Annotated in this window: 21 protein-coding genes; 9 read left to right on the top strand and 12 right to left on the bottom strand. The window is 61.1% G+C overall.

The window, feature by feature from the left end:
* Nucleotides 1-52: 52 nt before the first annotated feature.
* The 6 genes from leuS to FN369_RS10495 form a co-directional block, all read right to left on the bottom strand.
* Complete coding sequence (gene leuS / locus FN369_RS10520) at nucleotides 53-2,524, bottom strand: leucine--tRNA ligase (protein ID WP_142526086.1); 2,472 nt, start codon at nucleotides 2,522-2,524, stop codon at nucleotides 53-55.
* A 113-nt stretch (nucleotides 2,525-2,637) separates the two neighbouring features.
* The gene (locus FN369_RS10515) at nucleotides 2,638-2,964 is read right to left on the bottom strand and encodes a HesB/IscA family protein (protein ID WP_142526085.1); all 327 of its coding nucleotides are present in this window, start codon (nucleotides 2,962-2,964) and stop codon (nucleotides 2,638-2,640) included.
* A complete protein-coding gene (locus FN369_RS10510; RefSeq protein ID WP_142526084.1) occupies nucleotides 2,954-3,673 on the bottom strand; it encodes a 5'-methylthioadenosine/S-adenosylhomocysteine nucleosidase family protein in 720 nt (239 codons plus the stop codon). Before FN369_RS10510 ends, FN369_RS10515 begins: the two co-directional genes overlap by 11 nt.
* Complete coding sequence (shc, locus tag FN369_RS10505; protein WP_246189673.1) at nucleotides 3,670-5,670, bottom strand: squalene--hopene cyclase; 2,001 nt, start codon at nucleotides 5,668-5,670, stop codon at nucleotides 3,670-3,672. The genes FN369_RS10510 and shc overlap by 4 nt, the downstream gene beginning before the upstream one ends.
* A gap of 147 nt (nucleotides 5,671-5,817) precedes the next feature.
* The gene (locus FN369_RS10500; protein ID WP_142526083.1) at nucleotides 5,818-6,702 is read right to left on the bottom strand and encodes a polyprenyl synthetase family protein; all 885 of its coding nucleotides are present in this window, start codon (nucleotides 6,700-6,702) and stop codon (nucleotides 5,818-5,820) included.
* Nucleotides 6,703-6,729: 27 nt separating this feature from the next.
* Nucleotides 6,730-7,020, bottom strand: a complete 291-nt coding sequence (locus tag FN369_RS10495) for a hypothetical protein (RefSeq protein ID WP_142526082.1) — start codon at nucleotides 7,018-7,020, stop codon at nucleotides 6,730-6,732.
* Nucleotides 7,021-7,190: 170 nt separating this feature from the next.
* On the opposite strand from FN369_RS10495, the gene pstS reads away from it, so the two are divergent.
* The 4 genes from pstS to pstB all read left to right on the top strand — a co-directional run bounded on the left by pstS (nucleotide 7,191) and on the right by pstB (nucleotide 10,989).
* Entirely contained in the window at nucleotides 7,191-8,222 is a 1,032-nt protein-coding gene (pstS, locus tag FN369_RS10490) for a phosphate ABC transporter substrate-binding protein PstS (RefSeq protein ID WP_142526081.1), read from the top strand.
* A gap of 9 nt (nucleotides 8,223-8,231) precedes the next feature.
* Nucleotides 8,232-9,257, top strand: a complete 1,026-nt coding sequence (gene pstC / locus FN369_RS10485) for a phosphate ABC transporter permease subunit PstC (protein ID WP_246189672.1) — start codon at nucleotides 8,232-8,234, stop codon at nucleotides 9,255-9,257.
* Between the two features lie 62 nt (nucleotides 9,258-9,319).
* Nucleotides 9,320-10,165 carry a phosphate ABC transporter permease PstA gene (gene pstA, locus FN369_RS10480; RefSeq protein WP_246189671.1) on the top strand — a complete coding sequence of 282 codons (846 nt, stop codon included), beginning with the start codon at nucleotides 9,320-9,322 and terminating at the stop codon, nucleotides 10,163-10,165.
* 65 nt (nucleotides 10,166-10,230) lie between these two features.
* Complete coding sequence (gene pstB, locus FN369_RS10475; RefSeq protein ID WP_374728773.1) at nucleotides 10,231-10,989, top strand: phosphate ABC transporter ATP-binding protein PstB; 759 nt, start codon at nucleotides 10,231-10,233, stop codon at nucleotides 10,987-10,989.
* A 66-nt stretch (nucleotides 10,990-11,055) separates the two neighbouring features.
* Here the strand turns inward: pstB and FN369_RS10470 are convergent, their stop codons facing one another.
* The 6 genes from FN369_RS10470 to FN369_RS10445 form a co-directional block, all read right to left on the bottom strand.
* Nucleotides 11,056-12,126, bottom strand: a complete 1,071-nt coding sequence (locus FN369_RS10470; RefSeq protein WP_142526078.1) for a bile acid:sodium symporter family protein — start codon at nucleotides 12,124-12,126, stop codon at nucleotides 11,056-11,058.
* Nucleotides 12,127-12,185: 59 nt separating this feature from the next.
* Nucleotides 12,186-12,956: a succinate dehydrogenase/fumarate reductase iron-sulfur subunit gene (locus FN369_RS10465; protein WP_142526077.1), complete on the bottom strand. Its 771-nt coding sequence runs from the start codon at nucleotides 12,954-12,956 to the stop codon at nucleotides 12,186-12,188.
* Nucleotides 12,957-12,960: 4 nt separating this feature from the next.
* Nucleotides 12,961-14,877, bottom strand: a complete 1,917-nt coding sequence (locus tag FN369_RS10460; RefSeq protein ID WP_142526076.1) for a fumarate reductase/succinate dehydrogenase flavoprotein subunit — start codon at nucleotides 14,875-14,877, stop codon at nucleotides 12,961-12,963.
* A gap of 26 nt (nucleotides 14,878-14,903) precedes the next feature.
* Nucleotides 14,904-15,593, bottom strand: coding sequence for a succinate dehydrogenase cytochrome b subunit (locus tag FN369_RS10455; RefSeq protein ID WP_246189670.1), 690 nt, complete (start codon nucleotides 15,591-15,593; stop codon nucleotides 14,904-14,906).
* 81 nt (nucleotides 15,594-15,674) lie between these two features.
* Nucleotides 15,675-16,376, bottom strand: coding sequence for an HAD-IA family hydrolase (locus FN369_RS10450; protein WP_142526075.1), 702 nt, complete (start codon nucleotides 16,374-16,376; stop codon nucleotides 15,675-15,677).
* The gene (locus tag FN369_RS10445) at nucleotides 16,330-17,604 is read right to left on the bottom strand and encodes a bifunctional folylpolyglutamate synthase/dihydrofolate synthase (protein ID WP_178087812.1); all 1,275 of its coding nucleotides are present in this window, start codon (nucleotides 17,602-17,604) and stop codon (nucleotides 16,330-16,332) included. The genes FN369_RS10450 and FN369_RS10445 overlap by 47 nt, the downstream gene beginning before the upstream one ends.
* 208 nt (nucleotides 17,605-17,812) lie before the next feature.
* Here FN369_RS10445 and FN369_RS10440 point away from each other — a divergent pair, with 208 nt between their 5' ends.
* The 5 genes from FN369_RS10440 (at nucleotide 17,813) to FN369_RS10420 (ending at nucleotide 23,424) form a co-directional block, all read left to right on the top strand.
* Entirely contained in the window at nucleotides 17,813-19,159 is a 1,347-nt protein-coding gene (locus tag FN369_RS10440) for a hemolysin family protein (protein WP_142526073.1), read from the top strand.
* Nucleotides 19,156-19,914 carry a lysophospholipid acyltransferase family protein gene (locus tag FN369_RS10435; RefSeq protein WP_246189669.1) on the top strand — a complete coding sequence of 253 codons (759 nt, stop codon included), beginning with the start codon at nucleotides 19,156-19,158 and terminating at the stop codon, nucleotides 19,912-19,914. The genes FN369_RS10440 and FN369_RS10435 overlap by 4 nt, the downstream gene beginning before the upstream one ends.
* Nucleotides 19,915-19,961: 47 nt before the next feature.
* Nucleotides 19,962-20,942, top strand: a complete 981-nt coding sequence (locus FN369_RS10430) for an aldo/keto reductase (RefSeq protein WP_142526072.1) — start codon at nucleotides 19,962-19,964, stop codon at nucleotides 20,940-20,942.
* Nucleotides 20,943-21,118: 176 nt separating this feature from the next.
* Nucleotides 21,119-22,525, top strand: coding sequence for a circularly permuted type 2 ATP-grasp protein (locus FN369_RS10425; RefSeq protein ID WP_246189668.1), 1,407 nt, complete (start codon nucleotides 21,119-21,121; stop codon nucleotides 22,523-22,525).
* On the top strand, nucleotides 22,522-23,424 hold the full coding sequence (locus tag FN369_RS10420) for an alpha-E domain-containing protein (protein ID WP_142526070.1): 903 nt from the start codon (nucleotides 22,522-22,524) through the stop codon (nucleotides 23,422-23,424). Before FN369_RS10425 ends, FN369_RS10420 begins: the two co-directional genes overlap by 4 nt.
* The last annotated feature ends 110 nt before the right edge of the window (nucleotides 23,425-23,534 follow it).

The raw sequence follows: 23,534 nt of genomic DNA, 5'->3' as shown, positions 1-23,534 counted from the left end.
TTTTGAAGCTTGTGCGAAAGACATTGCCGGAGCCGCTTCCGCCTTCCGCCCGTCAACTCGGCCCGACCACGAAGTTCAACAGCTTCCCGGGAACGAAGACTACCTTCTGCACGGATTTTCCTTCGATCCAGGCCTCGATCTCCGGCCGCCGGCGTGCCAAAGCTTCCGCCTCTTCTCGACCGAGGCTGCGCGCCGCCGTCATCCGACCGCGCACCTTGCCGTTGATCTGGATCACCCACTCCGCTTCTTCCTCGGCCAGCAGCCGAGGGTCGGCTTCCGGCCATCTCGCGTACGCCAAGGAATCGGTTTGACCGAGCGCCGACCAGAGCTCTTCGCAGAGATGGGGAGCGAAGGGCGAAAGAAGCAGGATCAGCGGCTCGAGGACGCATCTCCATTGGACGAGTTGCCGGGTCAACGCATTCACCAGAATCATCATCTGGGCGATGGCTGTATGAAAGGAGAGCTGCTCCAGGTCGTCGGTCACTTTCCGAATTGTCTGATGAAGAATCCTCCGGACTTCCAGAGGAGCTTCTTCCGTCGAAAGCCCGGGACGCGGAGTCCACCGCCCTTCGGCATCCTCCTCCATCACCAGCCGCCAGACACGAGCCAAAAAACGATGGGGACCCTCGAGTCCTTGCGAGGACCAGGGCTTCATCTGCTCGAGCGGTCCAAGGAACATCTCGAAGAGGCGCACGGTGTCGGCACCGTATTCCCGGAGCAGCCCGTCCGGATTGACGATGTTCCCAAAGGATTTGGACATTTTCCGTCCGTCTTCGCCCAGGATGATTCCCTGGTTGACGAGGCGATGAAACGGTTCGGGAGTCGAAACCACCCCGATATCGTAAAGGAACTTGTGCCAAAATCGGGCGTAGAGGAGGTGGAGCACCGCGTGCTCGGCCCCTCCAATGTAGAGGTCTACGCCTTGCGGCCCCATCCAATAGCGTTCCGCAACCGGGGAGACCAGCGCTTGTCCGTTCGCAGGATCGAGATACCGCAAATAGTACCAGCAGGAACCGGCCCACTGAGGCATCGTGTTGGTCTCCCGCCGGCCGCCGTCCGGTAATTCGACCCAACTCTTCTCTTGGGAGAGAGGAGCGAACCCGCCCTTCTCGGGGGAAAATTCTTTACGCTCGGGCAAAAGAACGGGCAGCTCCGTTTCGGGCACCGCTTCCGCTTTCCCGTTCCGCCAGATGATCGGGAAGGGCTCTCCCCAGTATCGCTGCCGAGAGAAGAGCCAATCGCGGAGGCGATACTGGACGGTCCGCTTACCCACGCCTTTTTCCTCAAGCCAGGCGATCATCGCCTTCTTGGCCTCGCGTGTGGGTAAGCCATCGAGAAATCGGGAGGAGCAGGCGATTCCCTCTCCGGAGAAACATCGCGCCGGAGGATCCGATGAATCCGCCGGCCGCACCACGGATCGCACGGGAAGGCCGAAGAGCGTGGCAAATTCGTAGTCCCGCTCGTCATGGGCCGGAACGGCCATGATGGCTCCCGTCCCGTACGACATCAGAACGTAATCGGCGATCCAGACCGGGATCCGCTCCCGGCTCGCGGGATTGATCGCAAAGGAGCCGAGGGAAACGCCCGTCTTCCCTCCGCTGAGCTCCGACCGCTCCAAGTCGCTCTTCTTGGCGACTTCCTGTTGATAGGCTTCCACGGCCGTCCGACATTCCGGCCGAGTGATCTCCGACACCAAGGGGTGCTCAGGAGCCAATACCAAGTAGGTCGCACCGAAGAGCGTGTCCGGACGAGTCGTGAAGACCTCCACCGAAACGTCCTTTCCCTCGATGGGGAAGCGGATGGCGGCTCCTTCGCTTCGACCGATCCAGTTCCGCTGCATCTCCTTGATGGATTCGGGCCATTCCACCAGATCCAAGTCGGCAAGCAGCCGTTCCGCATACGCCGTAATGCGCAGCATCCATTGCCGCAAAGGTCGCCTCTCGACTGGATGGTGTCCCCGCTCCGAAACAGGGCCCTCAGGGGAAGGAAGAATCTCTTCGTTGGCCAAGACGGTCTGCAGAGCTGGGCAGTACCAGACCGGCGCTTCCGCGACGTAAGCGAGCCCGCGACGGAAAAGCTGCAGAAAGATCCACTGTGTCCAGCGGTAGTACCCGGGGTCGGTCGTCTTGATCTCCCGAGACCAATCGTAGGAAAAGCCCATCGCTTCGATCTGCGCTCGGAAGTTTGCGATATTACGCTCGGTGGTGATCCGCGGATGAATCCCCGTTGCAATCGCATGCTGCTCCGCGGGCAGGCCGAAGGCGTCCCACCCCATCGGGTGCAGCACGTTGAATCCCCGCATCCGCTTGTAGCGAGCCACGATATCGCTCGCGGTGTAGCCTTCCAGATGCCCGACATGGAGTCCCCTGCCGGAGGGGTAGGGGAACATGTCCAATACGTAATACTTCGGCTTTTGCGCACCCGGCTCGCCCGGATTGGCGGCGCGGAAGACCCTCCGCTCTCGCCAGATCCGCTGCCATTTCGGCTCGATTCGGTCGAACGGGTAAGCCCTACGTGCTTCCATTATCGCCTCTACATGGCATGTCGCCGAAGAAAGCAAAAGGGTTTTTCGTCTCCCGGCGCCTTGTCATCATCGGCGACGGGGGAAGCGCGCCTGCCGATGCGCGCCGGCGGGCTTCACGCTTCGAAGGAAGTCCCACAGCCGCAAGTTCCGCGCGCATGGGGGTTTCGGAAGCGGAACCCGGCTCCGGTAAGTCCGCCCTGGTAGTCGAGGATAGCCCCCTGGAGCCGCGTAACGCTGGCTCGATCGACGGCGATCCGAATCTCCCCTTCCTGCCACTCGATATCGTCCGGTTGTGCCGCCGCAAAGTCGATCTGATATTCCCAACCGGCGCAGCCTCCCCGCGTCACGGCGATACGGAAGTGTGATGCCCCTCGAATCGCCGCGAGCCTTTGAATTTCGTCCCGCGCCTTCGGGGTGATTTCGATCGGCCTAGATTCCACTCGTTCCTCCGCCTCCTCCCAAGCTGTACACTAGCTCCAGGAGCCTTCGTGTCAATCGATGACGCGCCTCCGGGAGGAATCGGGCGAACCGCAGCAGCGGGCCGATCTCCCCGGGATGGGTCGCGAGGTAAATGGTCAACGGGAGCGCGCGAACGGTGCCCCCTTCGCTTTCCCAGGCTGCAGCAATGGCGTCCACCGGAAGTCGGTCCTCGAAGCCATCGGTGACGACCCGAAGGCTCACGAAGGGAACTCCTCGAGCTCGTGCCACGCTTGCGACCGCATCGGTCTCCATATCGACGAGATCGGCGTTGGTTTCCTCGGCAAGCTTTCGCCGGCTTTCCGGGTCTCCCACGACGACATCCGTCGTCGCGATGCGCAATTCGGGAACCTCTCCTCCGGAAAACCAGAGCGCCGATCCTGCATCCAGATAATTGGACGCCACGGCGATTTGTCCGCGCTGGATGTCGGGCCGAAGCGCTCCGGCATATCCGGCGAGAATCAACAAACGCAGGGGAAACCGCCGAAGGAAGAGCTCGCTCCCTCGCGCCGCCCTTTCCCGTCCCATGCCGACGATGGCCACTGCAATCTGCTTTTCGCCGATTCGGCCCGTGCAGAGCAGAGCCTCGGGTGTCTTTTCCCACCGCTTCTTTTCGAGCGCGGCAAGAAGCTCCTTGGCCTCATGCTTGACGGCGAACGCTATGCCGATCATCCGATTCCGCCGGCGCTGGAACGGGAGCGAACCGCGACGGAGAGGGTGGCACGAACCCAAGCCTCGGTCTGTTCCTTCGCCGCCGAGAGGGCTTTGGCATACTCGGAGAGCGCAAGCAGGGGCCAGGCATTCCGGTACATGTCGTATTTCAGATAAAAGACACCCGGAAATCCCGTGCCCGTAAGGAACTCTTCCGGCCAAGAACCGTCCGGATCCTGCTTCCGCAGAAGATAGGAAACCCCTCGCCGCACGCTGGGTCGATCGGCTTCTCCGCACGCAAGAATTCCCATGATCGCCCAGGCCGTTTGCGAAGCGGTACTCGGTCCCCTACCTTTGAGCTGAGGGTTTTCGTAGGAATCCGGCGTTTCTCCCCATCCGCCATCCTCGTTCTGACAGGATTCCAACCAGTCACGCGCCCGCAAAATCCACTGTTGGTTCATGTCCTCCCCGATCGCTCGTAATCCACGGAGCGCTTGCCATGTCCCGTAGACATAGTTCACTCCCCATCGACCGAACCACGAGCCGTCGGATTCCTGCGTCTCCCGGAGAAAGCGGATTCCCCGCTGCACGAAAGGCTCGGTGCGCTTGACTCCCAACATCCCTGCCAGCTCAAGGGCTCTGGCGGTGATGTCGGAGCAGGGCGGATCGAGGATGGCATTGTGGTCGGCAAAAGGCACGTCCTCGAGCCAGGGGCTGTTGACGTCTTTATCGAAGGCCGCCCAACCGCCGTTCCGGCATTGAAAGCTGACTACCCAGCGGAAAGCCCGGTCGATCACTTCCCGCTTTCTCTCCTCATCTTCGGTCTCGATGCGCAACAACGCGAGAAGCACCATCAGCGTGTCGTCGACATCGGGATAATAGACGTTGTTATACTCAAATGCCCAACCGCTGCATTCCGGATGGGGATTGTTTACGTACCAGTCGCCCCGCACCTGAATTTCTCGCTCCATGAGCCAGGCGGCCGCTTTGCGAAGCTCCGCCTGATCGAGAGGCAACCCGGACTTGCTCAAGGCCACGCCCGCGACCGCCGTATCCCAGACGGGCGAAAGGCAAGGTTGGACCCGAAAGTCGCGCTCTTCCCCTTCGTCTACCTCCAGACCCTCGAAGTCGCGAACCGCTTTCTGGTAGAGGGGATTCTCCTCGGGATATCCCAAGGCCTTGAGCGCGACGATCGCATAGTGCATCGCCGGGAAGATCGCCCCGAGGCCGTCGGAGCCGGCTCCCATCCGCTGCGTCAACCACTCCTCCGCCTTTTTCAAGGCCCGAGCTCGCAGAGGCTTCCAAGGAGAACGGTCCCAAAGTTGGAGCAGCTTGTCGCAAAGCAAGAAGAAATTCCTTTTGGAAAAGAGCTTCGCGGACCAAATCCAGGAAAGGCCTTCCTGCTCCGCGCCCGCAGGAAAGAGCTCATGCAGTTGCAGATGGAGGGGAAGCTGGCGGGTCGGCTTGAAGTGGTGGATGATCATCAAAGGGACCAGCATCGTCCGGGTCCAAGCCGACATCTTGTAGAGATGAAAGGGGAACCAGGACGGGAAAAGCATGATCTCCGGCGGAATCACCGGGAGCTGATGCCAAGGATAGATGCCAAGGAGTGCCAATCCCAACTTCGTGTAGGTCATCGACTTGGGAATCCCTCCCAGCCGTAGGATCGTTGACCGAGCCCGCTCCATCACCGGATCCTCCGGGGCGAAACCCGCCAACTTGAGGGCGGCGTAGGCTTTGATCGTCGCGTTGAGTTCGCTGGGACCCCCGGGGTAGATATTCCAGCCGCCGTCGGGCAACTGCCGATCCAGGATGTGTTTTACGAATCGGGCCTGCTTGCGATAATCGACCTTGCCGAGCCAATGCATGAGCAAGATTCGATCACAAGCCAGGGTCACATCGGCAAAGAGCTCTCCCACCCAATGTCCATCGGGCTTTTGGGTGGAGAGAAGATAGCTTTGCGCTCGGGCAACGGCCAGCCCGACCGCTTGGGCATGGTCGAGTGTCTCCTCGATCACCAAGACGGGCTTTGTTTTCGTTTTGCCTTCGGAAGGTTGGGAAAACAATTTGCCGGATCGCATAGGAACGTCGGCAGATAGCGCGCAAAACCGGTCAGCGTCAACCCAAAACAGCGTCTCCAGCCGAGCCACGCCGATCGCCTGCTCCTAGCTCTCCCGTGCGAGAAGATGGCGAGCCAACGCAGCGAGGGTGGCACCCCTCGTCCCCAGGGCAGCAAGCGCCTCATGGGCGCGAGCGGTGTATCGCTGCGCCGCTTGCTGCGCTCCCTCGAGACCCAAGAGGCGGGGATAGGTGGCTTTCTCCGCCGCAAGATCCTTCCCAGCGCTCTTGCCCAAGGTTTCGCGAGTCTGGGTCAGGTCCAGGATGTCGTCAATCACCTGAAAGGCTAGTCCCAGGAATCGGCCGAACTCAGTGATCGCTCGCAACGATTCGCGGCTGGCCTCTCCCGCCATGGCTCCCAAACGGAGAGACGTCGTGATCAGGGCGCCGGTCTTCCGCAAGTGGATCGCTCGAAGCTCTCGAACCGAGATCTCCTTGCCCTCCGCCTCTAGATCGGCGACTTGACCGGCCACCAAAGCACGGCTTCCGGAAGCGCGAGCCAACTCCCCGACCACGACCGCCGATCCGTAGCTGCCCCCGGGGTAGCGACAAGCGATCTCGAAGGCCTCGGCCAGAAGAGCATCTCCCGCCAGGATGGCCACGGCCTCTCCGTAAATCTTGTGAAGGGTCGGCTTCCCCCTTCTCCAATCGTCGTTGTCCATGGCGGGGAGGTCGTCGTGGATGAGAGAGTAGGTATGGACGCACTCCACCGCACAGGCGAGCGGAAGCGCGGCGGCCGAGTCGCCCCCCACCGCCTCGCATGCCGCCAAGCAGAGGGTTGGTCGCAGTCGCTTCCCCCCTGCAAACAGGCTGTGGCTCATCGCCTCGTGAAGGATTCGGGGCTTTTTCGTGGGTGGAGGCAGGTAGCTCCGTAGCGCCTCATCGATCACCCTCCTCCGTTCCGCCAGATAGGCGTGGATATCCGTGTTCAACCTGCGTCCCTCCCCTTGTTTGCGGCTCTATTCCGCAAACCGTATCACCCCTTGCCAAGCGATGCCGGAAGGTTCCTCTTCCAGCACGGGCACACGATTCTCGACCAGATCTGCAAGAGCCCGATCCCAGACTTCCGCATCGACCCGCCGAGCCGACCGCGTGCGCCACGCCCGAGCCGCATGCTCCCCGAGCAGGACGGTCACGCGAATCCCCGGATACATCGATAGCCCCGCCGCAATCCGAAGACCCTCTGCCGCCCGATGACTCCGCGAAGGATCGGCATCCACCACGACAAGAACCGGCTTTTCTCTCTCCACTTGTCCTTGACGAGAAGAAGTTCCGTCTCCTCTTGTGGCACAAGCAAATGGCGAGGGTCAATCGCCCAAAAGAAAAGAGATGCGCCTTCTCCGGCTCGAAAGACGGCGCCTTCTGGCAAAAAGCAGATCGGACTGATAGGCTTTCGACCGAAGGGCCGCCCATCTTTCCCATGAGGATTCCCAACGCTTGGAACCTTTTCCTCCTGTTGGCCTTGGCTCTTCTTTGGCTGATGTTCGGAGCTCCGCGAAACGAGACAAGGCCCCTGATCAACGGTGCCGGAGCCTCCTTTCCCTACCCCCTCTACGCTCGCTGGTTTACGACCTACGAGCGTCTCGACCCCTCCGTCCGCTTCAACTATCAGGCGATCGGATCCGGGGGAGGACAACAGCAGCTTCTCCATCAGACGGTCGACTTCGGAGCCTCCGACAGCCCCATGCGCGAAGCTCTGCTTAGGGCTGCGCCCGGCAAGATTCTCCATATCCCTATGGTTGCCGGGGCCGACGCCCTCGCCTACAATCTTCCCGGATCCCCTCCCCTGCGTTTTACCGCGGATATCGTGGCCGACATCTTCCTGGGCCGGATCCACTCCTGGGACGACCCGCGGCTCGCCCGGATCAATCCGGAAATCCGGCTCCCCTCGCTCCCTCTGGTAGTCGTCCACCGCTCCGACGGAAGCGGCACCACCTATATCTTTACCGACTACCTCTCGAAGGTGAGTCCCGAATGGGCCCGGATCGCGGGACGGGGAACCGCCGTGCGATGGCCGACCGGCATCGGAGCCAAGGGAAACGAAGGAGTCGCAGGGCAGATCCGTTCCCTTCCCGGCTCCATAGGCTACCTGGAATTGGCTTTCGCCGTCCAGAATCGTCTTCCCGTCGCCGCCATCCAAAATCCCTCTGGGAATTATGTGCTTCCTTCTCCACGGTCGGTCACGGAGGCGTTGGAATCGAGCGCTCTCGATCGGAGCGACTTCCGGATCTCGATCGCCAATGCCGAAGGCCCTTGGGCCTATCCCATCGCAGGCTTGACATGGCTGCTGCTCTACCAGAACCCTCCGAACCAGGAAAAAGCAAAAAAGCTCCTGGCTTTTGTGCGCTGGTGCCTCACCGACGGCCAAGCATTCGCAGCTCCGCTCGACTACGCACCTCTGCCCCCCCGTCTCCGGGAACGGGTGCTGGAAAGCTTGCGGGAGATCCGATAAGAGACTGTCGTGAAAGGCCGCCACGCCGACAGATTTCCGAATGAGCCTTTCCGCGCTTCCGCCGCTTTGCGGAATGCGTCCTTCGCCCCCGGCTGGATTCTCGACAAAGGGTTCGGGATCGTGGCCGTGGCAATGGGCATCTCCGTTTTCGTCCTCGCGGGCTTGCTCGGATGGGAGCTCTATCGGGGAGCGGAAAAGGCGATCAGCCGATACGGCATGGCATTTCTCACAGGGTCCCAGTGGGATCCGGTCGCCGGACGATTTGGAGCTCTCCCGTTTTTGTACGGGACTTTCCTCTCCTCCGCCATCGCGCTGCTCTTGGCGTTCCCCCTTTCGGTCGCGACCGCGCTCTTTTTGACCGAGCTCGCTCCGGTCTGGCTTCGTCGCCCCGTCCTGGGATTGATCGACATCATGGCAGCCGTTCCGAGCGTTGTCTGGGGACTCTGGGCCATGTTCGAGATGGTACCCTGGTTACGGCAGTCCGCCTTCCCTTTTTTGCAAAAGGCCTTCCACTGGCTCCCTTTCTTCCAGGGTCCGATTTACGGGGTGAGCCTTTTGGCGGGTGCCTTGGTCATCGCGATCATGATCACTCCGATCATTACTTCCCTGGCGATCGAGATCTTACGTTCGGTTCCGCCGACGCTGCGGGAAGCTGCTTGGGCTTTGGGGGCTACCCGCTGGGAAGTGATTCAGGTCGCCGTGCTTCCGTATGGCCGCAGCGCACTGGTCGGCGCCGGGGTCCTGGGTTTGGGCCGAGCCTTGGGAGAGACCATGGCGGTCACGATGGTGATCGGGAACCGCCCCGAGATCCTCCTCTCCCTCTTCGCCCCCGGCTACACGTTGGCCAGCGTTTTGGTCAACGAATTCGCCGAGGCCACTTCTGAAGAGCATCTTTCCGCCCTCTTCGCAATCGGCCTGACCCTGGTGGCCGTGACCCTCATCGTCAACTTTTTCGCCCGCTTGCTGATCCACAATGTACCCTTCTTTTTTTCGCCCCGGCCTCTGCCCCTGCAACCCATCGAGACGAAGCAATGAGCCCCTCCCCCACTCCTCGCGCTCCGCAACGGAAGACGCGGACGGACGGATTCCCGAAAGGGATGGGGGATTCCCCCCGCTATCGGATGCGGAAGATTCTCGACCGCTTGTTCCAGATTGTTTCAGCGCTTGCGGCCATCGTGGTGATCAGTCCGCTGCTGCTCATCTTCGTCTTTCTTCTCTCTTCCGGCGGATCCTCTCTCACGTGGGACTTTCTCACGCAATTGCCGAAACCCGTCGGCGAAACCGGGGGGGGGATGGCCAATGCGGTCGTCGGAAGCTGTATCTTGGTCGCCGTAGCGACAGCCATCGGAGCCCCCATCGGCGTCCTGGGAGGAGTCTGCCTCTGCGAGTACGGAGGACCCCGCCTTCGCGCGGCAATCCGGTTCACTGCGGACGTTCTCAACGCCGTTCCTTCGATCATCTGGGGTATCGTCGTCTATTCCTGGGTCGTCCTCCGCATGAAAACTTTTTCCGGCCTTGCCGGCGGATTGGCCCTTTCCTTTATTATGATCCCCTTGATTTTGCGGACGACCGAAGATGTCGTCCGGCTCGTTCCTCCCGCCTACCGCGAAGCCGGACTGGCCCTGGGGATTCGGAGGAGCCAAGTGATCCTCCATATCGTCCTGGCAACCGCCCGGCGAGGAGTCGTCACCGGCGTTCTGCTTGCCGCTGCTCGCGTTGCCGGCGAGACGGCTCCTCTGCTCTTCACCGCTTTCGGGAACCGCGTCTGGGCCTCCCGCTTGGACGAACCGATGGCCGCGCTCCCGCTGCAAATCTTTGCCTATGCGATCTCTCCCTACCCGGATTGGCATAGGCAAGCCTGGGCGGGGGCCCTGGTCCTGCTTGCGTTGGTTTTCCTAATGAACGCCGTGGTCCGGATCCTGTCGAAGGGGAAGACCCGATGAGCCGAAGTCTGCCCGATCCCGAGGGTTCGGCTCCCGCTTCTTCACGGGAAACCGATCCGCAGAAAATCCCGGCTGCTTTCCAAATCGAAGAGTTGCGTGTCGCCTTCGGAAGCCGTCCCGTCCTGCACGGGATCTCTCTGGAAATTCCCGCTCGTCAGGTGACGGGGATCATCGGACCCAGCGGCTGCGGAAAAAGCACCTTCCTGAGAACCCTCAACCGAATGCACGAGTTTACTCCGGGAGTGCGGATTCAAGGCAGGGTTCGCCTTTTCGGAGAAGACATCTATGATCCGAAGGTCGACCCCATTCTTCTCCGGCGCCGCGTAGGAATGGTCTTTCAGAAGTCGAACCCGTTTCCGACCATGAGCATTCAAGAGAATGTGCTGGTCGGCTTGCGACTGGCCGGTATCCGAAACCGAAGCCTCCTGGAAGAACGGCTCGAGGAAGCCCTTCGAATGGCGGCACTCTGGAACGAGGTGAAGGACCGGCTCCATGCCCCGGGGACCGAACTCTCCGGCGGCCAGCAGCAGCGGCTCTGCATCGCCAGAGCCCTCGCCGTCAGACCCGAAGTGCTGCTCATGGACGAGCCCTGCTCGGCCCTCGATCCCATCGCGACGGCGCAAATCGAATCGCTCATCCGGGATCTCCGGGAGCACTATTCGATCGTGCTGGTGACGCACAACTTGCAGGAAGCGGGGCGGACGGCGGACTTTACCGCCTTTTTCCTGGAAGGGAAGCTCATCGAGTTCGAGTCGACCAAGAAGCTTTTTACGAACCCTCACCAAAAACAGACGGAAGACTATCTGACCGGCCGCTATGGATAGATTCCGTTTCCTCGCATCCACGCCGGTTTGCGCTGCCTCGGGTACGAACCTGATGCGACATGCGGACTAACGCTGCTCGCGTCGTGGGAGCCGGTAGCTATAATACCAAGCGGCGGTCACCTGCTGCAGGAGGGTGTAGAAAACGATCGGCAGAATCGCCAATGGATGGTCGGGAACCGCGACGGTCGCCAAGACCAATCCGCTGCCGTTGTTGTTCATCCCGAGACCGTAGACCAGTGCGGTTCTCTCCGGAACAGAGGTTTTCAAAAGCCGTCCGAGCCAATCTCCGGACTGGAAACGGAGCAGGCAAAGGATACCGGAACCGATGAGGAGCATCGCAAGAAAATCCCCATCGAAATGGCGAAATGCGTAGGGGAGAGCGGCGGCGGCATTCATGTAAATCAGCCAAAGAAGAATGAGCTCATTGGCCGGCCGCAAGGCGGGCCGGAACCGGGCGAAGAGGGCATCGCCCGCCCGCCTGCGGGCCAGAATTCCGAGAAGCGACGGGAGGATGACGCAGATCACGAGGAAGACTCCCATCCCGCGTCCGGCCATTTCGCGAAGGTCCTCCGCGTAGTCTCCTCCCACCATCGACGCCACAGCGTGAAGGGAAAGAGAACCCGACAGCGGACTGAGAAGAGTCGACGTAAGCACCAATCCCAAGGAAAGCGCCATATCACCTCCGGCATTCTGGCACCATGCCGCCGAAGCTCCTGCAATGGGCATGGCCACGACCAGTCCAAGGCCCATCACTAGGTTTTCCACTTCCTCCGGGTTGTGCCACGGCCCGAGGAGGGTGCGCAGCCCCGCGAGAAAGAGAAGGGGGATCAGGAAATTGGCGAGAAGAGCCGGAATGAGGGCTCGAAGGTTGCGGAAGAGCGCGGCCAATTGGCCTCCGGGAACGCCGAATCCGCTGTTCCAGAGCAAAAGAAAGAGGAGAAGCACCGGCAGCGAAAGCGAGAAGGGTTCTCCGAGAATCGAAACCGACCCGAGAGTCAGGCCCCGGAGCCGCTGCCCGAGATTCGGAGCGATTGCCGCCAACCCATGCGCCGCCAAGAGAGCCCAAAAGAAATGGCGATGGAGCCAATCGAGAAGGCGGCCGACTCCCTGCAAACCGAGATACTCTCTTTTCTCCATGGGTTTCCTTTCCGCTCCGAGCCATTCCGGGGCAAGGACGACCGGCGGAGCGGCCCACCTTAGGCGATCGGCTTTCTCCAGCCGAGAAACTCCTTCGTCCGGGCCAACCAATAGGCGCGATTGAGAGCGGAGATCACTTCGACTGAAATTTCTTTTGGACAGACCGCTTCGCAAGCCCTCGTGAAGCTGCATGCGCCGAAGCCCTCGCGATCCATGGCGCGGACCATCCGCAAGACTCGAAGATCCTGCTCCAACTTCCCTTGAGGGAGGAGCCCCAAATGTCTCGCTTTCGCACCGACGAAAAGCACTGCGGCGCTGTTGATGCAGGTGGCTACACAGGCGCCGCAACCGATGCAATGTGCGGCGTCGAAGGCTTCCTCGGCCACATCGTGGGGCACCGGGATCGTGTTGGCTTCGGGAGCTTGCCCGGTACCGACCGAAATATAGCCCCCCGCTTGGAGAATCCGGTCGAAGGCGCTTCGATCGACCACAAGGTCCTTGATCACGGGAAAGGCCTTCGTGCGGAAAGGTTCCACCGTGATTTGCTCTCCGTCCCGGAAACTCCGCATGTAGACTTGGCAACTCGTCGTCGCCCTCCCCGGGCCATGCGGCCGACCGTTGATCATGAGCGAGCAGCTTCCGCAAATCCCTTCCCGGCAGTCGTGCTCGAAGGCGATCGGTTCCTTTCCTTCGAGCTCCAGATCGTGATTGAGCTCGTCGAGCATCTCCAGAAAGGACATGTCGGGACGGACGTTCTCTCGAACGTACTCCACGAAACCGCCCCGCTCTTCCGGGAAGGGCTGTCTCCAGATACGTAGGATGACCCTCACTACCTTATTTATAACTCCTCGCCACCGGCTCCAGGCTCTCAAAGCGAAGCGGCTCGACCGCGCGCTCCGGGGCCTCCGCTTCCCCTCGAAAGAACCAGACCGCGACATGGGCGAACCGGCGATCATCCCGCAGACACTCTCCCTCCGGTGTCTGATATTCCTCCCGAAAGTGGCAGCCGCAGGACTCCTCCCGAGAAAGGGCGTCGAGGCAGAGGAGCTCGCCGAGCTCTAGGAAATCCGCCACCCTCCCGGCCGACTCCAGCGCTACATTGTAACTATCACCCCGCCCGACGAGCTGCGCATTCTTCCAGAACGACTCCCGGAGTTCCCGAATCTTCTCGATCGACGCCCGCAGACCATCGGCGTTGCGCTCCATGCCGCAATGTCGCCAGAGCAACCCTCCCAGCTCTTGATGATACTCGGAGGGGGTCTTCGTCCCCCGAAGCCCCAAAAGCTTCGCCAGCCGCGTTTCCGCATCCCGGAGCGCATCCCGAAACGGGGGCGCATCCGGGGAGAGGCAACCGCTCTTCTTCCGCGAGAGATAATCCCCGATCGTGTAGGGCAATAGGAAATATCCGTCGGCGAGGCCCTGCATCAGTGCGCTCGCGCCCAGCCGATTCGCTCCGTGATCCGAAAAGTTGGCCTCGCCCAGGACGAAGAGCCCGGGGATCGTCGACATGAGATGATAGTCCACCCACAGCCCGCCCATTACGTAATGCATGGCAGGGTAGATCCGCATCGGCTGCTCCATCGGATTTTCGCCGGTGATCCGGCGATACATCTCGAGGAGATTCCCGTATCTCTCGAGAATCGCCTCCGCACCCAGTTGCCGTAGGGCGTCGCCCAGGTCGAGGTAGACGCCTAGCCCGTTGGGACCCACGCCGCGACCCTCGTCGCACATCCGTTTGAGGGCCCGACTGGCTATGTCTCGAGGGACGAGGTTTCCGAAGCTCGGATACATTCGCTCGAGGAAATAGTCCCGTTCGGCCTCTGGTATCCGGTCGGGAGGTCGCCGGTCGTTTGGAGCTTTCGGCACCCAGATGCGCCCATCGTTCCGCAGAGATTCCGACATCAAGGTCAGCTTGGATTGGGAGCCACCCGACGGTGGAATGCAGGTCGGATGAATTTGGGTAAAAGAGGGATTGGCGAATCCCGCCCCCCGCTTATACGCCCGCCAAATCGCGGTCGCGTTGGAGACCCTCCCGTTGGTCGATAGATAGAAGACGTTTCCGTAGCCGCCGGTCGCCAGGACGACCGCGTCGGCGGCATAAGCCGAAATCCGACCGCTCACAAGGTCGCGGACGATCACCCCTTGGGCGCGCCCGTCGCTCACGACCAGATCGAGTACTTCGGTCCGGGGATGCATCTCCACCCGACCCACTCCGATCTGCCGATTGAGGGCACCATAGGCGCCGAGCAACAGCTGCTGGCCGGTTGCCCCTCGTGCGTAGAAAGTCCGAGAAACTTGCACCCCGCCGAAGGAGCGGTTTGCAAGCAATCCGCCGTACTCGCGAGCGAAAGGCACTCCTTGCGCGACACACTGATCGATGATCCGTGCGCTGAGCTCGGCCAAGCGATAGACATTGGCCTCGCGGGAGCGAAAATCCCCCCCTTTGATCGTCTCTCGGAAGAGCCGATAGACCGAATCACCGTCGTTCCGGTAGTTTTTCGCCGCATTGATCCCGCCTTGCGCGGCTACGCTATGGGCTCTCCTGGGGCTGTCTTGGATACAAAAGCAATCCACGGAATACCCGAGCTCCCCAAGGGAGGCGGCCGCCGAGCTACCCGCCAAGCCGGTCCCGACCACGATCACGCGCATCCGCCGCCTATTGGCGGGAGATACCAAATCGAGTCGGTCGCGGCATCTCTGCCACTTCTCTTCAATCGGACCTTCCGGAATTCTGGCATCGGGCACCTTCATCGATTCGGTCGCTTCTTTCCCCGCTGTTACCGGACCCACCCGAGCGCAATCGCCACGGGGATGATGGAAAATCCGAGGAAAAACACCCAGCCCAACGCATGGGCCAACCATCGCTCCCAAGGGAAACTGCGCCGATTGACCAGCCCGAGCGAGCTGAAGAGCCCGTCGATTCCGTGACGAACGTGAAAGAACAAACAGCCCATTCCGAGCAGATACGCTCCGGCAACCCAGAGATTCCGCAATCCTTCCACCATCATGCGATGCACGTCGGGCACCGATCGCGATGTCTCAGAGAGTCGCGCGGTAAAGCCTTCGAATGCAGAAAACGGGGGAAGATGCCAAGTAAACTGATAGAGATGAAAGACGACGAAGAGCCCGAGGCCGATCCCGGTCAGCAACATCGAGCGCGATTCCCAGCTCGCCCCATTGGGCTTGCGCTGATCGTAGGGGACCGGCCGAGCCGATCGGCGCAGTTGCGCCAGGCGAATGGCGGACCAAATGTGGACGACGAAAGCAACGAAGAGGACGAGGCGCACCGTCCAAAGAACGAGCGGAATCGATTTGAGCAGGTATGCATACTGATTGATATAGACTGCGGGAAGAAAGACCTGCCAGTTACCCAACATGTGAAGGCTCACGTACCCCACGAGGATGAAGCCCGTGATGCCCATGAGGATCTTCAGCCCGATCGTCGATATAGCGTTCCTTTCCGTCATGGGTCTTGCTACGGCAGCGCTAGAATAAACAGAAAGGCGATGCATGTACACGGCCGATGATCGCGGCCGGAGGAGCGCCGATCACGACAGCACTCCATTTGCCGAGAGAAGCGGCAACATTTCGAGGGTTCGCTCCGGTCTCCGGCAGACCCAGCTTCCGAAACCGCAGGCGCGAGGAGCCGTACCGTCATTTTCTACGTCGTCGCCGACAAGGAAAAGAGAAGCGGCCGGAAGGCCGATCCGCTGGGAGACAAGGCGGTAGAGATAGGGATCCGGTTTTGCCGCTCCCAGTTCGGCGCTGAGCAAAATGACCGAAAAGAATTCCCTGAGCCCGAGATCGGAGAGCACGCCATGAGCTCGCCGGTCCCAATTGGAGAGAATCCCCAGACGCACTCCCTTCTTCCGCAAGGCCCGAAGGACGCCCCGCACTTCGGGGTAGAGCCTCCAAGCGTTTCCGCCGCCGTAGTGCCCGTAAAGTTCCTCGACAAGCGCTTCCCGATTCCCGGGCCAAGAATCGATCTCGGGAGAGAGAGTTTCGAAAAGAATCTCCCTCCAATAGGCTCGATCCTCTCCGTCCGACGGAACGGTCGCTCGCGGCCGGCACCGATACCGGCTCAGTACAAGCGGGAACCTCTGCGCAATCGCCTCCGGCGGGACCCGAAGGCCATGCCGGGCGGCCATGGCCGCATAGGTTTCTCCTACGGGAACGGCCGGAGTCAGGATCGTGCCGACCAGATCAAAAAGGACCATCGGAATAGACACGGGGAGGCTCAAGCAGCTCATTCGATTCGAACTCAGGATGGAGACCCCAATGATCGGCGAGCACTTCGCCGACCAAAAAAAGGGAGCCGGTCACCAACAGAGGCCCCGGATCCTTTTCCAACGCCCGCCTGGCTTCTCCCCAGCAACGATACGCCTGGCAGGGAATACCGGGAAAGAATCCGATCAGCCGGCAGGGATCGAGCCCACGCTCCGTGGAGAGCTTCACGAGGCTGACTCGCTCCGCTTGCCGAGCAAGCGTGCCGGCCACTGCGGCGAAGTCCTTGTCCGTCAAGACCGCGAAAACCAGATGGTAGGGTTGCGTGCCGAAAGAGCTCCGCCATGTTTCCAGAAGGGCTTCGGCAGCCTGCGGGTTATGCGCGCCGTCCAGGATCCAAAGCGGATCTTGCTGCAGCACCTCGAAGCGGCCGGGCCAGCGGACCGATCGGAAGCCGGCCCGAATCGCCTTTTGCGGAAGAGGCTTTCCTGAAAAAAGAGGCAGCCGCAGAAGCGCGTAGGCGCAAGCCGCATTGCTCACTTGGTGCCTTCCCAACAGCCCTAGGATGAGCCGTTGTCCGCCGATCCGTGCCCCTTGATGCAGATCTCCGCCCGCGCACGATTCCTCCACGAGTCCCCCCACCTCCAGGAGGGGAGTTCCGATTTGGTCGGCCCTCCGGCGGATCGTCTCCCGAGCCTCTTCCTGGACGTCTCCGACGACCGCGGGGATGCCCGGCTTGAGAATGCCCGCTTTTTCCCAAGCGATCTCGGCGAGGGAAGAGCCGAGGTGATGGGTGTGCTCCAGCCCGATCGTGGTAATGACGCACGCTTCCGGGCGGACGATGTTCGTCGCATCGAGCCTGCCCCCCAGGCCCGTCTCCCAAACCACCCAATCTACCTCCGCATCGCGAAAGGCGAGAAGGGCGGCGGCCGTAAGAACCTCGAAAAACGTCGGAGCAAATCCCGGTTGCGTTTCCTCCAGGTTGCGGATTGCCGCTTGAAGCTTCCGGATCCAGCGAGTAAATTCCCACTTTGAAGTGATGGCCCCGTCGATCTGAATTCTTTCACGGATAGTACAGAGATGGGGCGAAGTATACAGGCCGACACGGTAGCCGGCGGCGCGAAGCGCGGAGGCCAAGAAGGAGGCTGTCGAACCTTTGCCGTTGGTGCCGGCGATGTGAAGAAAATGCAATCCGTCTTGCGGCGAGCCGACCGCTCGGGCCAAAAGCTCCATATTTTTGAGCCCGAGCTTCATTCCCCATCGTCGGCAACGACCGAGAAAGGCGAGCGCTTCTCGGTATTCACTCTCCTCCTCTGACAAACGTCGTGGACGACCGGGGCAGGGTGAGGACGCAAAAGTCATGACGAAGCGAAGCGTCTAGGCGCCATTTAACGGAAACCATTTTTTACCCAAGGGACTTCGGGCACGCCACAACCTTCGGCAGTCGGAACGACAGAAAAGAATGGATACGGGGGCGGATTCTGGGTGGAGAGCCCTTTTGCTGCCGCTGTTGGTGGCGGCCAACGCGTTTTTCGTAGCCATCGAGTTCGCGATCGTCAAAGTACGGGTCACCCAGCTCAAGCTCTTGTTGAAGAGCTCCGATTGGCGGCTTCCCTTCGCGTTGCGGATGGTCCGTGAGCCCGATCGGTTCTTGCCCGCGATCCAGATCGGCGTTTCCTTGGCCAGCATCGGTCTCGGCTGGGCGGGCCAACCGATTCTGGCCGATTGGCTCAGTCCCCTCCTTCGTTCCATCGGCCTTCCGAAAGGGCCCTACCTCGACTCGCTGAGCTCTCTGTTGGGTTTCAGTCTGATCACCTTCGTCTGCATCGCTCTCGGCGAGCTCGCCCCGAAATTTCTGGCTCTCCAATATTCCCAGAAAATCGTCCTCTTGCTGAGCCCCCCCCTGGTTGTCTTCTACTACCTCTTCTATCCTTTTGTCTGGATCCTCCATCAGACAGCCGACTGGCTTCTTCGGCTGCTCGGTTTCGCCCTTCCGAAGCCGGAGAGCGGCGGCCCCTTCCTGAGCCCCGAAGAGCTCCAACAGATCCTCATTCACTCTCCGCATGCCCACCCTTTCGACGAGTTGATCAACAAGATCATGGTCAAGGCGCTCCGGCTCCGCAGAACCCGTGCGGAACAGGTCATGGTGCCGCGGGAGCGAGCGGTCGTGCTCTGGCGGGATGCCCCCATCGAGGAAACGATCCGCACCGCCCAGAGTTCCGGGTACAGCCGATTCCCGGTATGCGGCGAGAGTCCCGAGCAGGTCGTCGGGATCGTTCTCCTCCAGGAGCTGCTTTGGCAATATATCGCTTTGGGCAAACAGACGACTTTGGCTTCCATTCTCCGCCCCGCCCTTTTGTTCTCGCCGAATATTCTCCTCCCCGCGATGCTTGAGGAGTTTCGGAAGGCGCGGACCCATATGGCGATCGTGACGGATCCTGACAGCCGGATGATCGGCTTGGTGACCTTCGAAGATGTACTCGAAGAGCTCGTGGGTGACATTCGCGACGAATTCGACATCGAGAAGAGCCCGATCTATGAATTGACCCAAAATTCGGCGACCGTCGACGGAGACCTTCCCTTACGCGATCTGGCGATCGAAACCAATTGGCCGCTTCCCACCGAAACGACCCAAACCGTATCGCAATGGTGCCTAGCGCAATGGGGTCGACAGCCGAGAAGGTTCGAGACTCTCGACGTCGATGGATTTCGCCTGATCGCCGAAGATGTGATCCCCCAGAAATTCCGGCGGGTGCGGATCGAACGACTCCCGGAAGAATTCCCGGAAACGCCCTCCGAATCGGAATGAACTCGGACCTCGAAGCAAAAGGAATGCGGCCGGAGTCTTTCCGCTCCGAACACCGGACTTCCTGGCTCGCCTCCCGGCGCCGTTCTCTCCGCACACGCCTTTCTCCGGCTTTAGCCGCCTTCTTCATTCGCAGCCTGACGCGGACCCTTCGAGTCATGATCGAAGATCCGAAAGGGATCGTGAGCCGCCCCCCGAAAGAGCCGCTGATCTTTGCGTTCTGGCACAACCGCCTCCTCATCATGCCGGCCCTCTATTGCCGGCACTTCCCGGGACGGAAGCTCGTAGCCTTGGTGAGTGCGAGCAACGATGGAGAGGTCCTGGCACGCCTCCTCTCCCGTTTCGGATTCGAAGCCGCTCGAGGATCTTCCTCCCGTCGTGGAGGCGTCGGCTTCCGGACCATCCTCCGCCTGGGACGGGAAGGACGCGACATCGCGGTCACTCCCGACGGACCCCGCGGGCCGCGATACCGGGTGCAAGACGGCGTTTTGCAAATCTCTCAGATCCTCCAGCGCCCCATTCTCCCCATCACCTGCCGTTTTTCCCGAAAGTCAGAGCTGCGGAGTTGGGATCGCTTCCAAATCCCGCATCCGTTTTCCACCTGCTGGATCCGCGTGGGCAGCCTCATCGACCCGCCGAAAAACGACTCCCCCGCGGAGCTCGCTGCCCGCCGCACCGCACTCGAAGCGGCTCTCCGCCGAGACGTGGTTCCCGAAAGCGAGCAGACCACCGTTGCGGAGAACGCCCGCCTTCCTTAGCATCGAAAGCCGCGGTCTTCGACGGACTGAGCGAAGAAGAAAAAGGCATGGAGTATACGTCGCTACCGGGGTTGGAGAAACGGATCTCCCGGATCGGCTTGGGCACCTGGGTCATCGGAGGCTGGATGTGGGGCGGTGCCGACGAGGGGGAAGCGATCGCCGCGATCGAGACGGCGATCGATGGCGGCATTTGCTTCGTCGATACCGCTCCGGTCTACGGATTCGGACGCGCGGAGGAAATCGTCGGCAAGGCGATTCGACGCGTGGGACGCGATAAGGTCGTCATCGCGACAAAGGCTGGTCTCGAATGGAATGAGCGGGAGGAGATCCGAAGAAATTCGAGTCCGGAACGGCTCCGTAGGGAGATCGAGGAGAGCCTCCGCCGATTGGGAATCGATTCGATCGACCTCTACCAGATTCACTGGCCCGATCCTCGAGTGCCGATCGAGTCGACGGCGCAGACTCTGCTCTCCTTCCGGTCGCAAGGAAAGATCCGCGCGCTGGGAGTGAGCAACTTCTCCCCGAACCAAATGGATGCCTGGCGAAAGGCGGCGCCGCTCCATACCGACCAGCCTCCTTACAATCTTTTTGAGCGGGGCATCGAGCGGGATGTTCTTCCCTACTGCCGGGAAAACGGCATCGGCGTCGTGGCGTACGGCGTTCTCTGCCGGGGTCTGCTCACCGGCAAATTTCAGCGGCACCAGGTCTTCGGCACCGGCGACATTCGCTGTCGAGACCCCAAATTTCAAGGGGAAGCCTTTCTCCGCTCCCTTTCCGCGGTCGACGATCTTCGCCTCTTGGCCCAAGCCCGAGGATGGACGCTCCCGCAGCTTGCTGCGAAGTGGGCGCTCCAGCAGCCGGGAATCTCTCTGGTGCTCTGGGGAGCGCGAACTCCGAAGCAGATTTCGGATGCGATCCAGTTGCCTTCCTCTCCGCTCTCGGACCGGGAGCTGGCCGAAATCGACCGGATTCTCGAACGGAGAATCCCGGAACCGATCGGACCGGAATTCCTGGCGCCACCGCTCTGAGCCTCCAAAGAGCTTCGTCTCCGAGCCGAGCACCCCGGCACGCTTTCTGCTACTCCGGGGTTGCCATGCAGTTGACGCTTCCGGGCGAATCCGGGATTTCTCCTGGCCGGCGAAACTGTCTGCCCGGCCGAGACTACCGGCTCCGGTCCCATTTGGACGAAATGGTCGATCGCCGAATGCGTCCACGACCCCCGTATCGGGGTCTTTGGAAGTTCCTCGAAACCGTTTCTCCGGAAACGTGGGAAGATCGACAAGAAGCCGCCGCCGAGGAACTTTCCCGCCGGGGAGTGACCTTCTCGATCGACTCGAAGAACGAGCAACGAGTCTTCCCCTTCGATATTTTGCCGCGCATTCTCTCGGCCTCGGAGTGGGATCAGATCGAAAAGGGGCTCATCCAGCGGGTGACCGCGCTCAATTGTTTCCTCCGCGATATCTACAACAAGGCCCGCGTCTTGCACGAAGGGGTCGTTCCTCCCGAGCTCGTCTTGGGCTCTTCGCAGTTCCGCAGAGAGATGGTAGGAGCTCCCGTAGCCCAGGGAATCCATGTAGCGATTGCGGGATGCGATCTCTTGCGGCTGCGAAGCGGCTTCGTCGTTTTGGAAGACAACTTGCGAGTTCCGAGCGGGGCTTCCTACATGCTGGCCAACCGCCGGGTTTTGGGTCGAATCTTCCCTTCCCTCTTTCGAGCCGCCCCAGTGGCTTCCATCGAGGCCTATTCCACCCTCTTGCGCGACGCGCTTTACGCCCTTCGCCCGGAGGCGGCGCGGGATGATCTCGCCATCCTGTTGACGCCGGGCAGCCATAATCCCGCCTACTTCGAGCACTCCTTTCTTGCTCAAGAGATGGGGGTCCCTTTGGCGGAAGGCCGAGACCTGGCGGTAGTCGACGGGAAAGTGCAACTCCGGACCTCTTCCGGCTGGAAGGGCGTCGGAACCATCTACCGGCGAGTCAACGACGATTTCCTCGATCCGGTCACATTCCGCCCGGAATCGTTCCTAGGCGTACCCGGACTCATGGCGGCTTGCCGTTCGGGCCGCCTCACCGTGGTCAACGCGATCGGAACGGGGGTGGCGGACGACAAGGCGATCTACCCCTTCGTGCCTTCGTTGATCCGCTATTACCTCGGAGAGGAACCCATTCTCTCGAGCGTAGAGACTTTTCTCTGCGAACGGCCCGCCGAGCGAGATCACGTTCTCGCCAACTTACGGAACCTCGTCGTCAAGGAGGTCAGCCAAGCGGGGGGGTATGGCATGCTCTTTGGGCCGACGAGCAGCGCTCCGGAAAGGGCCGCCTTTCGGGAAAAGATTCTCGCCCAGCCTCGCAACTACATCGCGCAGCCCGTACTGTCGTTTTCCGAAGTCCCTTGCTGGATCGATGGGCGTCTCCAGCCCCGGAGGATCGATCTTCGTCCCTTCGTCCTCCTCGGTCCCGCCCCTGCGGTCATACCCGGGGGGCTGACCCGAGTCGCGCTGCGCGAGGGATCCTTCATCGTCAACTCCTGCCAAGGAGGCGGCAGCAAGGATACCTGGGTATTACGAGCCGACGCGCGGGAGGAAACGCTCCGGGCCAGCGTGGAGCCATGATCTTTCGAAAGGCGGACTCCTTCTATTGGTTTTCCCGCTACTTGACGCGCGCTCTCGACACGATTCGCCTCGCCGATGCCTATTGGCCCCTCTGCTGGGAATACGGCCAAGGGAGAGGAGAAGCCCGCCTCGAGCGGCTGCGTCGCGCCCTGCGAACCCCCTTCTCCTCTCCGACATTGGGGCCGAGGGGCGAACTCTTCTGGTTACTGGAAGCCGGCGAAAATTCCCTTTCCGCCAGGAGCTCGATCGAATCCGCTCGGCTCAACGCCCGCAATGTGCGGGAAGAGCTTCCGGAAGAGCTTTGGGAGCTGCTGAACGAATTGCCGACCGGGCTAGCCCCATCGCCGGGCTCCGCCGCAACGCCGTTTCCTCCTGCTTTTTCCCGTCAAGGGGTGCAGTGCATCACCGCGATCTACGAAATCGCCCGTTCTTCCATGGAACGGGGGATAGCCGCCGATTGGCTCGCCCTGGGCCGGAGCGTCGAGGAAATGGGGAATCTCACGGCGGCCTTGTGCGCACTCGCTTCCGAGGAAGGCTGCGCCACTCCTCCTTCCTTGGAGGAAAAAGCCGCGCTGCTTCGCGCTTTTTCTTCCCTTCAGGCGTACCGGACGATCCGAGGCCCCTACTATGGCGGGGACATCGTCTACCGCTCTCTTTTGGGAGAGAGCCGGCTGCCGAGGAGCTTCGTGAACCTGTTGGAAGCCGTCTCCGACCTCCTCGAGCGCCTCGGAGCCGGCAGCGCCTATCACCTTGTTCCCGCCTCCGAAGCGGCTCTTACGATCGCGACGACCCTCGAATCGTGCAAAAACACCGGGGCGGGAGGCCTCGGCGAGCGATTGGTCGAGCTTGCAGTCGGCTGCAATCACCTCCACCAGGAAATCGAACGTTCCTTTCACTGACTCTCCGACGGAGGGCCCCCGGAGAAGGGAAAGCGGCAACCGCCCTCTGCGCGCAAGAGGATCTTGCGCGGTAAACGTTTTGCGGCGCACGCGTTCCGCATTATAAGAAG

The sequence above is a fragment of the Methylacidimicrobium cyclopophantes genome (assembly GCF_902143385.2).
In the GTDB taxonomy this organism is placed as follows: domain Bacteria; phylum Verrucomicrobiota; class Verrucomicrobiia; order Methylacidiphilales; family Methylacidiphilaceae; genus Methylacidimicrobium; species Methylacidimicrobium cyclopophantes.
The sequence above is the reverse complement of the archived record's forward strand: the minus strand, read 5'-3'. Positions and strand labels throughout refer to the sequence as shown.

What these genes read in the sequence shown, in the direction of transcription:
- leuS (WP_142526086.1), bottom strand. Translation starts at nt 2,524, where the DNA reads ATGGAAGCACGTAGGGCTTACCCGTTCGACCGAATCGAGCCGAAATGG.
- FN369_RS10510 (WP_142526084.1), bottom strand. Translation starts at nt 3,673, where the DNA reads ATGATCGGCATAGCGTTCGCCGTCAAGCATGAGGCCAAGGAGCTTCTT.
- pstS (WP_142526081.1), top strand. Translation starts at nt 7,191, where the DNA reads ATGAGGATTCCCAACGCTTGGAACCTTTTCCTCCTGTTGGCCTTGGCT.
- pstA (WP_246189671.1), top strand. Translation starts at nt 9,320, where the DNA reads ATGGGGGATTCCCCCCGCTATCGGATGCGGAAGATTCTCGACCGCTTG.
- FN369_RS10470 (WP_142526078.1), bottom strand. Translation starts at nt 12,126, where the DNA reads ATGGAGAAAAGAGAGTATCTCGGTTTGCAGGGAGTCGGCCGCCTTCTC.
- FN369_RS10460 (WP_142526076.1), bottom strand. Translation starts at nt 14,877, where the DNA reads ATGAAGGTGCCCGATGCCAGAATTCCGGAAGGTCCGATTGAAGAGAAG.
- FN369_RS10455 (WP_246189670.1), bottom strand. Translation starts at nt 15,593, where the DNA reads ATGACGGAAAGGAACGCTATATCGACGATCGGGCTGAAGATCCTCATG.
- FN369_RS10450 (WP_142526075.1), bottom strand. Translation starts at nt 16,376, where the DNA reads ATGAGCTGCTTGAGCCTCCCCGTGTCTATTCCGATGGTCCTTTTTGAT.
- FN369_RS10445 (WP_178087812.1), bottom strand. Translation starts at nt 17,604, where the DNA reads ATGAAGCTCGGGCTCAAAAATATGGAGCTTTTGGCCCGAGCGGTCGGC.
- FN369_RS10440 (WP_142526073.1), top strand. Translation starts at nt 17,813, where the DNA reads ATGGATACGGGGGCGGATTCTGGGTGGAGAGCCCTTTTGCTGCCGCTG.
- FN369_RS10435 (WP_246189669.1), top strand. Translation starts at nt 19,156, where the DNA reads ATGAACTCGGACCTCGAAGCAAAAGGAATGCGGCCGGAGTCTTTCCGC.
- FN369_RS10430 (WP_142526072.1), top strand. Translation starts at nt 19,962, where the DNA reads ATGGAGTATACGTCGCTACCGGGGTTGGAGAAACGGATCTCCCGGATC.
- FN369_RS10425 (WP_246189668.1), top strand. Translation starts at nt 21,119, where the DNA reads ATGCGTCCACGACCCCCGTATCGGGGTCTTTGGAAGTTCCTCGAAACC.
- FN369_RS10420 (WP_142526070.1), top strand. Translation starts at nt 22,522, where the DNA reads ATGATCTTTCGAAAGGCGGACTCCTTCTATTGGTTTTCCCGCTACTTG.